The sequence below is a fragment of the Nitrosophilus kaiyonis genome (assembly GCF_027943725.1).
GTDB lineage: Bacteria > Campylobacterota > Campylobacteria > Campylobacterales > Nitratiruptoraceae > Nitrosophilus_A > Nitrosophilus_A kaiyonis.
In genome coordinates this window covers 1508790-1523389 of sequence record NZ_AP025696.1, presented here as the reverse complement: position 1 = coordinate 1523389, position 14600 = coordinate 1508790, and the positions used below count along the sequence as shown (strand labels likewise).

General features: G+C 30.5%; 9 protein-coding genes. 6 read left to right on the top strand and 3 right to left on the bottom strand.

Translation table 11 applies throughout. The features are described from left to right. Positions 1 to 68: 68 nt before the first annotated feature. Positions 69 to 2327 (top strand): 5-methyltetrahydropteroyltriglutamate--homocysteine S-methyltransferase, encoded by a 2259-nt coding sequence (gene metE, locus QML81_RS07975; protein ID WP_281950901.1) that lies wholly within the window; start codon positions 69 to 71, stop codon positions 2325 to 2327. 123 nt (positions 2328 to 2450) lie between these two features. Beyond that, positions 2451 to 3329, top strand: a complete 879-nt coding sequence (htpX, locus tag QML81_RS07970; protein WP_281950900.1) for a protease HtpX — start codon at positions 2451 to 2453, stop codon at positions 3327 to 3329. Here the strand turns inward: htpX and QML81_RS07965 are convergent. Then, positions 3326 to 5188, bottom strand: coding sequence for an EAL domain-containing protein (locus QML81_RS07965; RefSeq protein WP_281950899.1), 1863 nt, complete (start codon positions 5186 to 5188; stop codon positions 3326 to 3328). The two genes, htpX and QML81_RS07965, sit on opposite strands and share 4 nt — an antisense overlap. Before the next feature lie 71 nt (positions 5189 to 5259). Beyond that, on the bottom strand, positions 5260 to 6339 hold the full coding sequence (locus QML81_RS07960; RefSeq protein ID WP_281950898.1) for a M20 family metallopeptidase: 1080 nt from the start codon (positions 6337 to 6339) through the stop codon (positions 5260 to 5262). A gap of 61 nt (positions 6340 to 6400) precedes the next feature. Here QML81_RS07960 and QML81_RS07955 point away from each other — a divergent pair, with 61 nt between their 5' ends. The 4 genes from QML81_RS07955 to purL all read left to right on the top strand — a co-directional run bounded on the left by QML81_RS07955 (position 6401) and on the right by purL (position 13561). Next, positions 6401 to 7303, top strand: coding sequence for an ATP-grasp domain-containing protein (locus QML81_RS07955; protein WP_281950897.1), 903 nt, complete (start codon positions 6401 to 6403; stop codon positions 7301 to 7303). Continuing rightward, complete coding sequence (locus tag QML81_RS07950) at positions 7300 to 8727, top strand: ATP-grasp domain-containing protein (protein WP_281950896.1); 1428 nt, start codon at positions 7300 to 7302, stop codon at positions 8725 to 8727. Before QML81_RS07955 ends, QML81_RS07950 begins: the two co-directional genes overlap by 4 nt. Beyond that, positions 8711 to 11287: a M14 family zinc carboxypeptidase gene (locus QML81_RS07945; protein WP_281950895.1), complete on the top strand. Its 2577-nt coding sequence runs from the start codon at positions 8711 to 8713 to the stop codon at positions 11285 to 11287. The genes QML81_RS07950 and QML81_RS07945 overlap by 17 nt, the downstream gene beginning before the upstream one ends. A gap of 66 nt (positions 11288 to 11353) precedes the next feature. After that, complete coding sequence (gene purL, locus QML81_RS07940; RefSeq protein WP_281950894.1) at positions 11354 to 13561, top strand: phosphoribosylformylglycinamidine synthase subunit PurL; 2208 nt, start codon at positions 11354 to 11356, stop codon at positions 13559 to 13561. A gap of 78 nt (positions 13562 to 13639) precedes the next feature. Here purL and QML81_RS07935 read toward each other — a convergent pair whose 3' ends face one another. Further along, positions 13640 to 14599 (bottom strand): 6-phosphofructokinase, encoded by a 960-nt coding sequence (locus QML81_RS07935; protein WP_281950893.1) that lies wholly within the window; start codon positions 14597 to 14599, stop codon positions 13640 to 13642. Position 14600: the final 1 nt, after the last annotated feature.

Genomic DNA, 14600 nt, shown 5'->3' with positions numbered 1-14600 from the left:
TATTAACTTAGAGTTCCGAACTCGAACAATTTTTAACAAAATTAAATTATATAATGGAGGAGAATATTATGAGTTATGTTATTGGATACCCAAGAATTGGTGAAAAGAGAGAATTAAAATTTGTTTTAGAAAAGTATTGGAGAGGAGAAGTAGATTTTAGTGAAGTTGAAAAAGTTGCAAAAGAGTTAAAAACTCGCCACTGGAATTATCAAAAAAAAGCAGGCATAAAATATATTAGTTCAAACGATTTTAGCTATTATGACCAGATGATAGATATGATTGTTATGCTTGGTTGTGAACCAGATGAGTATAAAGATATTGATGGAATAGATAGATATTTTGCAATGGCAAGAGGAGATAAAAATCATAAAGCTCTTCCTATGACTAAATGGCTCAATACCAATTATCACTATTTTGTGCCACAGCTTCAAAAAAATCAAACTTTTAAACTAAATCTAAAAAAAGTTTTAAATGAATATTTTGAAGCAAAAGAGCAGGGAATTGAGACTAAAGTTAACTTAATAGGTCCAGTTACATTTCTTAGCTTTTCAAGGACTATTGATGGAAGCGATCCATTAGATCTCATTGAAAAACTTGTTGATATATATAATGAAGCCATTATTAAACTTAAAGAAAATGGTGTAGAATATATTCAATTTGAAGAGCCAGCACTTGTAAAAGATCCAACTCCTAAACAGCTTGAGGCTTTAAAAATTGCTTATAATAAACTTAATTTTAATGAAATAAAAAGTTTTGTTATAACTTACTTTGAAAGAGCAAATGAAGCAGTGGAAATTCTGCTAAATAGTTCAATATATGGAATAGGTCTTGATTTTGTTCATGGTCCAAAAAATATTGATAGTGTTGAAAATATTGCAAAAAGCAATAAGATACTGATTGCTGGTGTTGTTGATGGCAGAAATGTCTGGATAAGTGATATTGATAAGAAAATTGCTTTTTTAAATACTCTACCAATAGAAAAAGATAGAGTGATAGTTTCAACAAGTTGTTCACTATTGCATGTGCCATATACATTAAAATATGAAAAAAAGATAGATAAAAATATAAAAAGCTGGCTTGCTTTTGCAAATGAAAAGCTTGATGAAATTAGAATTATTGATAAACTATATAGAGAAATAGAACTTAAAGAGGATAAAGAGCTTTATGAAAAAAATAAAATAGCAAATGCAAAAAGAGTCACTTCTACTCAAATCCACAATAAAGAGGTTCAAGATCGTTTAAAAAATTTAACAAAAGAGCAACTTGAACGTTCAATGCCAGCTTTAGATAGATTAAAAATTCAGCATGAAATATTAAAATATCCAATATTACCTACAACTACAATAGGAAGTTTTCCACAAACTCATGATGTAAGGAAGGTAAGAAAAGATTATAAAGAGGGCATTATCTCTAAAGAGGAGTATGAGAATAAAATTAAAGAGTTTATTGAGTATTGTGTAAAAATTCAAGAAGAGATAGGGCTTGATATACTTGTACATGGAGAGTTTGAGAGAAATGATATGGTTGAATATTTTGGAGAAATGTTAAATGGTGTTACTTTTAGTGAAAATGGATGGGTACAAAGTTATGGAAGTAGATGCGTTAAGCCTCCAATTATATTTGGTGATATAAGTAGGCCAAAACCTATGACAGTTAAATGGATCAAATTTGCACAAAGTTTAACTTCAAAAATTGTGAAAGGAATGTTAACAGGTCCAGTTACAATGCTAAATTGGTCATTTGTAAGAGATGATTTAGATAAAGAAGATGTTTATAAACAGATGGCATTGGCAATTTCTGATGAAGTAAAAGATCTTCAAGAAGCAGGAATAAAAATAATTCAGGTAGATGAAGCAGCTTTTAAAGAGGGCTATCCCCTAAGAAAAGAAAATAGAGAAAATTATGAAAAAGTGGCAGTTACAAGCTTTAAAATTGCAACAGCTCCTACAAAACCTCAAACACAGATTCATACTCACATGTGTTATAGCGATTTTAATGATATTATGCCTACAATTGATGCTATGGATGCAGATGTAATATCAATAGAAACTGCAAGAAATGGCAATAGACTCCTTGAAGCTTTTAGAAAATATAATTATAAAAAAGAGATTGGAGCAGGTGTATATGATATTCATTCACCAAGAGTCCCAACAAAAGAGGAGATTGTAAAAGAGATTGAAGATAGATTAAAAGTTTTACCAGCTAAGCAGCTTTGGATAAATCCAGATTGTGGCTTAAAAACAAGAAAGTGGGAAGAAGTCATTCCATCTCTTAAAAATATGGTAGAAGCTACAAAAGAGATAAGAGATAAAATCTTTAAAATTTAAATAACAAAGGGGATTTTCCCCTTTGATGACTAAAAACTCTTTTAATACTTTTTATTAATACTACATTTGTTGTAAAAATTAACCATTTTTTTCGATAAAATTATAAAAAAATTAGGAGGGGATATGGGTATAGTCCTATTTTTGCTGATGAATATTGCCGTAATGGCATCAATTTATTTAACTATTTTTATACTTGAAGCTGTTTTTGGCTTAAGGCTTGATCAACAAACTATTAGTGGCTTATTGATACTATCTTTTATAGTGGGATTTAGCGGAGCTTTGATAAGCCTATTTATGTCTAAAACTATGGCTAAAATGGGAATGGGAGTTAGAGTTATAGATGAGCCTGCAAATCCAATAGAAGGCTGGCTTGTAAAAACTGTTGAAAAACTTGCAAAAGAGGCTGGTATTGGAATGCCAGAAGTTGGTATTTTTGATGGTCCACCAAATGCATTTGCAACTGGATGGAATAGAAATGATGCACTTGTAGCAGTATCAAGTTCTATGTTTGATCTGATGGAAAAAGAGGAGATTGAAGGAGTTTTGGCTCACGAGATTAGCCATGTTAAAAATGGCGATATGATAACAATGACGCTATTACAAGGAGTTTTGAATACATTTGTATTTTTCTTCTCAAGACTCATTGCACAAATTATTGCACCAAAAGATGAAGAAGGTAATGTTTCACCAATGGCATATATGGCTATAAGTTTTGCTCTTGAGATAGTTTTAACAATTTTTGCAACTATGCTTGCTATGTGGTTTAGCAGATATAGAGAGTATAGAGCAGATGAGGGAGCTGTTAAACTCGATGGTCCTCAAGGGATATATTATGCTCTTGCTAAACTTGGACAAATCCCAAAAGAGCAGGTTGCTCTTCCAGCTAATATGAAAGCATTTGGGATTGTTGGATTTTTAGATCTTTTTGCTTCTCATCCACCTATTGAAAAGAGGCTTGAAAATATAAAAAGATATGCAAGAGAATTAGGCTATAAAATCTAATTCTCTTGTAATTTTGGCTCAGGTTTTCCTATAAAATATCCTTGAGCCAAATCAACATCACTATCTTTTAAAAATTCAAAAATCTCTTTATCAGATACAAATTCAGCAACCGTTTTTAAATTCATACTTTTTGCAAGATCTAAAATAGAATAAAATATTTTTTTCACTTTATCATCATTTAAAATATTTGAAATTATAGACCCATCAATTTTTACATAATCTAAATCAAGCTTTGATATCTGTGAAAAATTTGAAAATCCTGTACCAAAATCATCCAAAGAAATTTTTACTCCGTAATTTTTAATCTCTTTTATAAAATTGTTAATAGTTTTATAGTTTTTAATGGCTTCTGATTCAGTTATCTCAATTGTTAATCTATTTGCAACTTCTGGATACTGCTTTATTAAAGCTTTTAAATAAGAAACAGTGTACATATTTTCTATATCTAAAACAGAAAAATTTACTGAAAATTCATATTTTGTATTTTTAAATGTTTCAAAACTTTTATTTAATATTGTTTTAGTATATTCTGAATAGATTGGCATCTTTTTTAAATCATCTAAAAATTGGCCTGGATTTAATATTTTATCTTTTTCAATAACTCTCATTAAACACTCATATTTATTAATCTTACCTTTTTTATAATCAAATATCGGCTGAAAAAATGGGACAACTGAATCGGTTGTTAAAGATGCTTTTAAAATATTAGTTAAAGAGAGTTCATTTTTGTATTGGTTTATCAAATCTTTTATCTCATCAGCATTAACAAGTTTTTTCTCTTTAGCATTAATTAGAGCATATTCACACTCTTCAAGAGCAGTTTCACTCAATTTTTTATATGCACCATAAAAAGAGACTGTATATCCTATCTCTTTTAAAACAATTTTCTCATCAAGATCATTAAATACTTTTTTTGCGAGTTTATCACTGTCTACAAGAATAGCAAACTCATCTGCAAAAATTCTATAAACTTTTATAATATCTAATGTTTCAATAAATTTAGCAACTATTTTTAATACACTATCTCCAAATCTATTTCCATAAATTGCATTTATTTTAGAAAAATCTCTAATATTTACCAAAAGCAGAGTTGGATTTTTAAAAATTTTAAAATCTTTTTGAAGTTGAAATCTATTTGGAATTTCAGTAACTGGATCAATATATAAAGATAGAAGTTTTTCCTCAAGAAACAGTGAACTTAAAAGTCCTTGCAATTGAAGCGCAAAAGAGAGCATATCAAGATATAACAAAACAAAATAAAAATATTCTTTTTCATGATAAAAAAATATTGCATCCGCAGCTGTATGATGCATTGACGAGCTAAGAGTTATAAAATGTTTTTTTATCTTTTCATCATCAAAATATACACCTTTATACTCTTTTAGCCATTTGCCAAAATCGCTTTTCTTTTCCGAAGTTTCTGGAGCAGGTGTATGATATAAAATATGCTCTATAAACTCTATAAGCCAGAAAGTCAAATATTTTGAGATAATAATTTTATCTTTTGATACAAAAATTCCATTATTGTGAACTTGATTTGTAAAATTTATTATTTCATTTGGAAGTCTTGCATCAATATACCCTTTTGCAAAACTATTTTTGTTTTTATCAAGATTTTTTTTCTCATTTTCACTTAGCTTTTTGGAAAAAATATCTAAAAAAATTGAAATCTCTCCAAAAGGAATAGAGTTTTCATAACACTCTTTACCAAATTCTTCCAGTTCACCTGCTTTTGGCTTATTTTTAAGAAGTGATTTTAACCCTTTATAAAGAAATTTCCAATTTTTCTTTACTATCCAAAATCTAAAATACTCTTTTTTTATCTCTTTTTTTATAAAACCTTTAATATCAACCCCCATTCTGTCCTTCCACGAAAAAAGACTAATACAAAATTATTTAAATATAAATTTTAATAATATATTCTATATTATTAATTTTTTATAAATTCTGAAAATATTTTACTAACTAATTCTATTCTATCAATATAACTTTTTTTGCTTGCTCTTTCATGAATAGTATGATCTCCATCTCCATATGGACCAAATCCATCTAAAGTAATACATCCAGCACTGGCTGCAATGTTTGCATCACTTCCTCCGCCTCTTTTTTCTGTGAGTAGTTTCTTTCCACTCCATTTTTCTAACTTTTTTATAAAATTTAACTGCTCACTAGTTTCTTCCATAACATCTCTTTGAAGTCCGCCACTTAATGTAGAATTTGTATCTTTAATAAAAGATGTGTTAACTATCTCATTTATCTCATCAAAGACTCTATCTCTCTCTTTAGCACTTACAAATCTTGCTTCACAAATCAATTTTGCATATGGACTTATAGTATTTGCTCCAATTCCACCCTCAATTTTCCCAACATTTACAGTTGTATGATTATTTAAATCTGTTAAATGAGAAAGTGCTAAAATCTTATGAGCTGCTTCTTGATTTGCATCTGCTCCTTGAGTATAGCAGTTTCCAGCATGAGCAGCTTTTCCAATTATATCTATATAAAATGTTGCTATTCCTTTTCTTGCGGTAACTATCTCATCATTCTTTCCAGCAGCTTCAAAAACTAAACAGTAATCGTAATTTTTCGCTAAATTATATGTAAGATTTTTTGAATCCTCACTTCCTGTCTCTTCATCACTAACAAGCAAAACATCTATATTAAAAATTTCCTTCTGCCTTCTTAACGCTTCAACCATAACCATATTTCCGCCTTTCATATCGCAAACCCCAGGCCCATAAATCCACTCTTCATCTTCACTAAACTCTTCAAAACTTCCAAGCGGAAATACAGTATCTAAATGACCAAGTAAAAGCATTTTTTTTCCATCTTTTTTTGGAGATTGAAAAAGAAGATGATTTCCAATATTTTCTCTTTTATAAACAGTTGTTTTAAATCCAAGTTTTTCAAACTTTTCTCTCATTATTTGTCCATTTTTATCAACTCCATCTTTATTTTTTGTATATGAGTTTATATTTATAAGTTCAGCTAATTCACTAAAATCATACATACTTTAAACCTTTTTAAATATCATTTTAAGTATTATAAGAAAAAAATCTTAAAGGATTTATATGGCAAATGTTGGCATATGGATGTATCAAAATGGGGGAGGAGATATTATTCAAAAAAAGCTTGTAAATAGACTCCAAGATTATTCTCATAAAGTATTTACAGGATTAAATTTACGATATGCCATAGCGGAAAATGGAAAAATATTATTAAATGGAATAAATATGTATGAGCTTGACTGCTTTTTTAGTTATAACGCAGGTGAGCAGACAAAATATCAAGTATACATGTATGAACAGTTAGATAAGCATATCACATGTATTAATAATTTTAGTGCATTTAGTATCAGTGAAGATAAATTTAAAACAAATGATATATTAAGAAAAAATGGTATTAAAACAGCAGACTATTTTTTATGCCATAGAGAAGATATAGAAACTATTCGAAACAAAGTTTTAGAATGGGGAAAAGCTGTTTTTAAAACTGTTGACGGATGGGGCGGTTTAGGAATGGCTCTTGTTGATAGTAAAGATAAACTTGATATGATTTTACCTTTTTTAAATCAGACAGATTTGAGATTTTTCTATATAGAAAAGTTTATTGATTATGATGGTAGTGATTTTAGAGTAGATTTAGTTGATGGAGAATTTATTGCTTGTTATGGAAGAAAAGCAAAAAAAGGTGATTGGAGAACCAATGTTACAAGTGGAGGAAGTGTTATTGTAAGAGATTGCGATGAAGAGGTAATTAATTTAGCAAAAAGAGCTGCAAAAGCGCTAAATATCGAAATTGCAGGGGTAGATATTATTTATGATAGAGAGCATGAAGAGTATGTTGTTTTAGAGGTAAATGGAATTCCTGCATTTGCAACTCCAGAACAAGAAAAATTGGGTTTAAATTTTAATGATAAAAAAATAGAAAAAATAGTTGAATTGATAAATAAAAAAATAAAGGATAAAAAATGAAAAAGCTTCCTAAAATAGGGCTATTATATCTAGATTATGTGCTTAGATTTTTTGATAGGAGCAACTTTAGAGGTTGGCCGGATAAAATAGAGACAGTTGTCTATCACTGGAAAGGTGATGAAGAGCGATTTATAAAAGAGGTGAAGAAGAAAAAGATTGATGTTTTAATTGGAAATATTCCAGCAACGGCATATGAGACCTTTAGAAAAATTGCTAGAGAGCTTCCAAACGTAAGATTTATCCCAAGCCTTGATGCACAGTTTGCCAATAAAAGTAAAGAAAATGTTACAAGATTTTGTTGGAAATATGATATTCCGGTGCCAAAAACCTATATCTTTTATGATAAAAAAGAGGGGATGGAGTTTTTAAAAAATACAACATATCCAAAAATTATAAAAAGAAGTTATGGTCCAAGCAACTATGGTGGATATTATGTACATAAGGTTGACAGTTTTGAAGAGGCTAAAGAGCTTTTAGAGAGTAAAAAATATTGTCCAATTTATGTTCAAGATTTTGTTCCTATGAGTGCAGATATTAGAGTGATGTTAATCGGACATAAACCGGTTTGCGCATTTTGGAGAAGACCTCCAAAAGGGCACTGGCTGACAAATACAAGCCAAGGCGGCAGTATGGATTATATGGATGTTCCAAAAGGGGTTTTGGATCTGGCTGTAAAGGTTAGCAAAGCTGCAAATGCAGAGTATTGGGCTTGTGATATAGCCGTTGGAAAAGAGGATGGTAAATATAGAATACTTGAGTGTGCTACTGCATTTGCTGCATTTCCATATATTAGAGATTGGATAGGGCAATATTTGATGTGGAAACTAAGTAATGGTAGATTTCCAAAGCCAAATATTCCTGTTTATAACTGGGAAGAGCTTGGAAAGATAGATAGCTCGCTTCTTAGAACAATGAGATATATAACTTTTGGAAGATATACGCCAAGTTTTGATGGAGCATACTTTTTAAATAAACAAAAAATGGATGAGAGCGGAGAGACTCATAAAATATGGGAGCTTGATGAAGAGTATCCTATGCTCAATACTGAAGATAGAGATTATGAAGAGTGGCCAAGTGAAAAGTATGATTTTACAAAAAAATGCAAAGGCTTTTGGAATGAAAAACCAAAAAAAGAAAAAAAAGCAAGACTGCAATCTAGCGAAGAGCATATTTTTGAAGAGGTAAGTGATGAGGAGCCTATAAACTATACTGAAGAAGATATTAAAGAGTTTTTGAAAGAGAGTCTTGGTAAGAAAAAATATAAAAAAATTTTAGAGCAAATTGATGCTTTTAATATAGCTTTTGAACTTGATAATAATCCAGATAGTTTATTAGAGATTAAAGGTATAAAGGATAAAACTCTCTCAAAACTTTTAAAAGCCTGGGAAGAATTTAAAAAGGAGAAAATTGAAACATCAATATAAATCATACCAAGACACTATTGATTTTTTAGAAAAAAAAGTAAAAGAGTATCCACACCTTATAAAAATTCAAAGTATAGGAAAAACTTGGGAAAATAGAGATATTATTTTAGCAACTATTAGCTTAGATGTTGAGTTTGCAGATTTAAAACCAGCCCTTTTATATACAGGAACAATTCATGCAAGAGAGTGGATAGGAAATGAATTGGCGGTTGCTTTTATAGATTATATTTTAAAAAATCATAAAAAAGACCCAAGAGTAATAAGTGCTCTATCTAAAAACACTCTATATATCGTTCCTGTATTAAATCCAGATGGATTTGAGTATTCAAGAAATCATTATTCATTTTGGAGAAAAAATAGAAGAAAAAATCCTGATGGAAGTTATGGTGTGGATTTAAATAGAAATTTTAGTGTAGGATGGGTAAAAAGCACAAACTATTCATCAAATATCTATGGAGGACCTGAGCCTTTTAGTGAGCCTGAAACAAAAGCTATAAAAAAGTTTGTTGATTCTCATCCAAATATTACTATTGCTCTTGATTACCACTCTCAAGGAAATGTGTTTTTCCCAGCTCATAAATTTAACCACGAAGCAGAAATTGAAGGGACAGATTTAAATGTTTTATGTGCAAATATGAATTTTGAAATAAGCAAAGTTACTAAAAGAAAATATGGTATCCACAGAGGAAAACCTCCTGCAAAACTTATAAGTGGAAGTGGAAGAGAGTATTACTATTCAAAAGGGATTTTAGCTAGTGTTGTAGAGGTTGGAACAAGAAATATTCCAGATTTCTTACAAAATATGAGTGAATCGATTGATGAGAATATTCCTGCACTTTTATATGCATTAAATGAGGCTCACAACTACTCAAAAAACGCTCCACCCAGAGTAGAAAATTTTTCAATAAAAGAGGTAATTAGCAACTGTGTTCATTTAAAATGGGATTATGATTTACAAAATTATCCTGATGTATATTTTGAAATATATAGAACAGATGAGCATAAAGAATCATGCCGTGAGCACTCATTGATAGCAACAACAAAAAATTTGGAGTTTTTAGACAGAGATAGAGAGAGTGGAAAACTATATTTTTATTATATTAGAGCAGTTGATAGCTTAACTAAAATCAAAGGCCCTTTTGCTCCTCAAATAAAAGTTATGACAAATTTAGAAAGAGATGAGTTTTTTAGAAACATTTTTCCAAATCCAAACGATATTGGTTATGTTGCTCAAAACTCTACTAAAAATCCTGAACATTTTGGAAAAAACTCTTTATTTGTTGGAGTAAATAAAACGCTTGGGGTTAGTTATGGAGTAATGAAATTCAAATTAAACTCTATTCCAAAAAATGCAATTATTAAAGAGGCAAAAATTAGTTTATACCCATTAAATAGAGTAAATGTAAAAATAGAAAAGTATGGAGAGTGGAGTATAAGTTTTATAGAAGATATAAAAAATTTAAGCGATTTTGAATCTATTCATAATGCAAAAATTATCCAAACACTTGGCGAAACTGTTCCATCACAAAAACTAACTCAAGGAATATGGAATACTTGGAATTTTAATGAATATGAGAGAAAACTATTACAAGAGCAGATAAAAAAAGGCGAAGTAATTTTTAGAATGCAAGGACCAAAAAAGCTGCCTCTTGGAGCTGATTCTCAAATGATGATGTTTGATTTGGGATATGGTCCTTTTGGCGGAGGAATACATTATAGGCCACATCTTGATATAAAATATACAATTCCTTCTACAACCCTTGAAATAGAACCACTCAATCTATCAACAGTTTATGAAAAAGAGATAGTTGTAGATAACCTATCTTGTGGATTTGATAAAGATGGAAAAGTTGTATATGGATATATGGAGTTTGACCTATCAACTCTTCCTGAAGCTGATAAAACAGTTATAACTGAGTCTTATATAAAAATACACAATATAGGAATTAAAAAAAGTGGTGAAGATATAAGATATTTGATAGAGTTTGTGGATCTAAAAGATATAAATTATGAAAATATTCAAAAAAGAAAATCTTTGGGATTTATTGATTATGAAGTAAGTGAAGAGGAGTTACAAAAAGAGAGTACAAGTTACTTTCTTTTTGATAGTGCAAGCAAAATAGAGCTTGAAAACCTACATAAAAAAAACCAAGTTGCATCATCTATAATAAGACCAACAAAAGCATCCTTTACAAAAAATCATATTATAAACTGGTTTGATAAGAATAGTCCAAATGTTGTAAAACTGGTTATAAAATATATTAAAAAGAGAAAAAATCCTGTAGATAAAATTAAAAATCTAAAAGCAAAAATTGAAAAAAATATGGTGAAATTAACTTGGGAAAATCCAAAAGATGAAGATTTTGTTGGAGCTTATGTTGTAAGAAATAGATTTCATCCACCGCGTAATCCATATGATGGTGTAAAACTTTATGCTGGACGTGATAATTATACATATGATAAATTTGGAAATACAAAAATAGCAAAATATTATGCAGTTTTTACATATGATGATGTGCCTAACTTTTCTGAGCCAGTGATTTTATATTATGAGCCTTAAATTGTATGTTTAGCTTAACTAAATATATATTTTTGTAAAATATAGAAAAATTTTTAAGGGATAAAGATGGAAAATATTGATGAGATTTTAAAAGCCCATAAATTAACAAAAGAGGATTACAAACATATAAAAGATATATTAGGTAGAGAGCCAAATCTTGTAGAGATTGGTATATTTAGCGCAATGTGGAGTGAACACTGCTCATACAAATCTAGCAAAAAATATCTAAAAGGTTTTCCTACCAAAGCTCCTTGGGTCATCCAAGGACCGGGAGAAAATGCAGGTGTTATTGATATAGGTGATGGAATAGCTGCAGTTTTTAAGATGGAGAGCCACAACCATCCAAGTTTTATTGAGCCATATCAAGGGGCTGCAACTGGAGTTGGTGGAATTTTAAGAGATGTTTTTACAATGGGAGCAAGACCTGTTGCAAATCTAAATGCTCTAAGATTTGGCGATGTAAAAAGAGATGATAAAATTGGAGCTCATCAAAGATATTTAGTAAGAGGTGTAGTTGAAGGAATTGGCGGTTATGGCAACTGTATGGGAGTACCAACCATTGGAGGGGAAACTACATTTGATGAGTGTTATAATGGCAATATTTTAGTAAATGCTTTTACTCTTGGAATCTGTAAAAAAGATGAGATTTTTTATGGAAGAGCGGAAGGTGTTGGAAACCCAGTTATCTATGTTGGAAGTAAAACTGGGCGTGATGGGCTTGGTGGAGCTGTTATGAGTAGTGATAGTTTTACTGAAGAGTCAAAATCTCTTCGTCCAACAGTTCAAGTAGGAGATCCTTTTACAGAAAAACTTTTACTTGAAGCATGTTTAGAGCTATTTAAGACTGATTTCGTTGTTGGTATCCAGGATATGGGAGCAGCCGGTCTTACTTCAAGCAGTTTTGAAATGGCTGGTCGTGCTGGAAGTGGAATGAAGATGTATCTTGACAGGGTCCCTATGAGAGAAGAGGGGATGACTCCTTATGAACTTATGCTGTCTGAATCTCAAGAGAGAATGTTAATTTGTGCTAAAAAAGGAACAGAAGAAAAAGTTTTAGAGATTTTTAGAAAATGGGATTTAGATGCTGAAGTTATTGGAGAGGTTACTGATACTGGTTTAATGGAGCTTTTTTGGCATGGAGAAAAAGTGGCAGAAGTACCAGTTGTTCCAGTTAGTGAAGAGGCTCCAGAACTTGATCGTCCAACAAAAAAACCGGAGTATCTTGAATATATTAAAGAGGTATCTATTGATACAGTACCTCATATTGATAATCAAGAAGCATTTGAAAAACTTTTTAGCTCTTTAGAAGTTGTTAATAAAGCTTGGATTTATGAGCAGTATGACTCTATGGTTCAAACAAACACTGTAAAACATCCAGGAAGTTTAGATGCAAGTGTTATAAGAGTTAAAGAGAATAAAAAAGCTATAGCAATGAGCAGTAAATGTAATCCAAGATATTGTTATATCGATCCAAAAGGTGGTGCAGCTGCAGCTGTAATGGCAGCTGGTAGAAATGTTGCAATGAGTGGAGCAAAACCACTTGCTATAACAGATTGTCTAAATTATGGAAATCCAGAAAATCCTGAAGTTATGTGGCAATTTGCTCAAGGAACAGAAGGTATTAAAGAGGCTTGTAAAGCTTTGAATACTCCAGTTGTTAGTGGAAATGTGTCACTTTATAATGAAACAAATGGTGTAAGTGTCTATCCAACACCAACAATAGCAATGGTTGGAGTAAATGACTATCAAGAAAAAGTATTGCCTTCTATATTTCAGAAAGAAGAAGATATCGTTTATATAATAGGAGATACCGAAAAAGAGTTTGGAGGAAGTCTTTATTTAAAAGAGCTATTTGGAAAAGTTGCAGGAGTTTTACCAAAAATTGATTATGAAAAAGAGTTAAAACTTTGGCAATTTGTTTTAAAAGCAAATGAAAAAGGATTATTAAAAGCTGCAAAAGATGTTGGAGTAGGGGGGATTGCAATCTCTTTAGCAAAAATGTCTGCAATAAGTGGATATGGATTTTTAGGAAATTTCTGCTTTGAAGATAGCAGAGAAATTTTTAGCGAGACTTTTTCTAGAGCTTTAGTTGAGATTGAACCAAAAAATATGCATGCTATTGAAGAGCTTGCAAATGAGATAGGTATTAGTGCTATTCCTCTTGGAACTATAGGTGGCAATAAATTTACTCTTTGTGATATTGAGATGGATATTGAAAAATTAAAAGATATCTATTTTAATACATTTAAAAAAGAGATAGAAAGAGATTTATAAAACTTATAAATAATCGCAAGGAGATTTTGCTACCCTTGCGGTTACTTATTCTAACTAAATTTTCTGCATTATTTATCTTTATTCCATCATATCTTTTGCTAAATGAATCAATCTTTCATCAATTTTATAGGTATTAGAAGTGACAATTTTTGAATCAATACTATTAAATTTTGAGTTTTTATAAACTACAATTTTTCTTTTTTCTCCTTTTATTGCTAAATCTATAGCACATGAAACAAATTCAAATGCTGCAAGTCTATCAAAAACTGTAGGATTTCCTCCTCTTTGAATATGGCCAAGAACTGTCATGCGGCTCTCAAATCCAATCTCTCTTTCAAACCACTCTTTTATCTCTTTACTTATTTTCAGCCCTTCTGCAACTATTGCTATAAAATATTTTCTACCTTCATTAATCTGTTTTAAAAACTTCTTTTTCAAACTATCAAGATTATAACTAGCTTCAGGTATCAAACACATCTCAGCACCACTTGTTAAAGCAGTAATAAGCGCTAAATAACCACACTCTCTGCCCATAGTCTCAATAACAAAAGCCCTATTGAAACTACTTGCAGTATCTCTAATATCATCAACAGCACTTCTTATAACATTCAAAGCTGTATCAACTCCAAGACAATATTCAGTTCCATAAATATCATTATCTATGGTAGCTGGAATACCTATAAAATTTATTCCAAACTCATCTGATAGTATCTCAAGTGCTCTAAAACTTCCATCTCCTCCCATTACTACTACCGTATCAATGTTATATTTTAAAAGATTTTCATATGCTTTTTTTCTATACTTTTTTTCATAAAATCTTTTAGATCTTGAAGAGCGAATTATGGTACCACCACGATAGATGATTCCTGATACATCAGTATAAGAAGCCTTTTTTATTTTTCCATCAATTAGACCTTCTAAGCCTTCATAAATGAAATATGGGGTTATATTTTTTTCTAAAGAGTACTCAACAAATCTTTTTGTAGCGGGGTTCATGCCAGAACAATCCCCGCCACTTGCCATTAAAGCTATATTCATT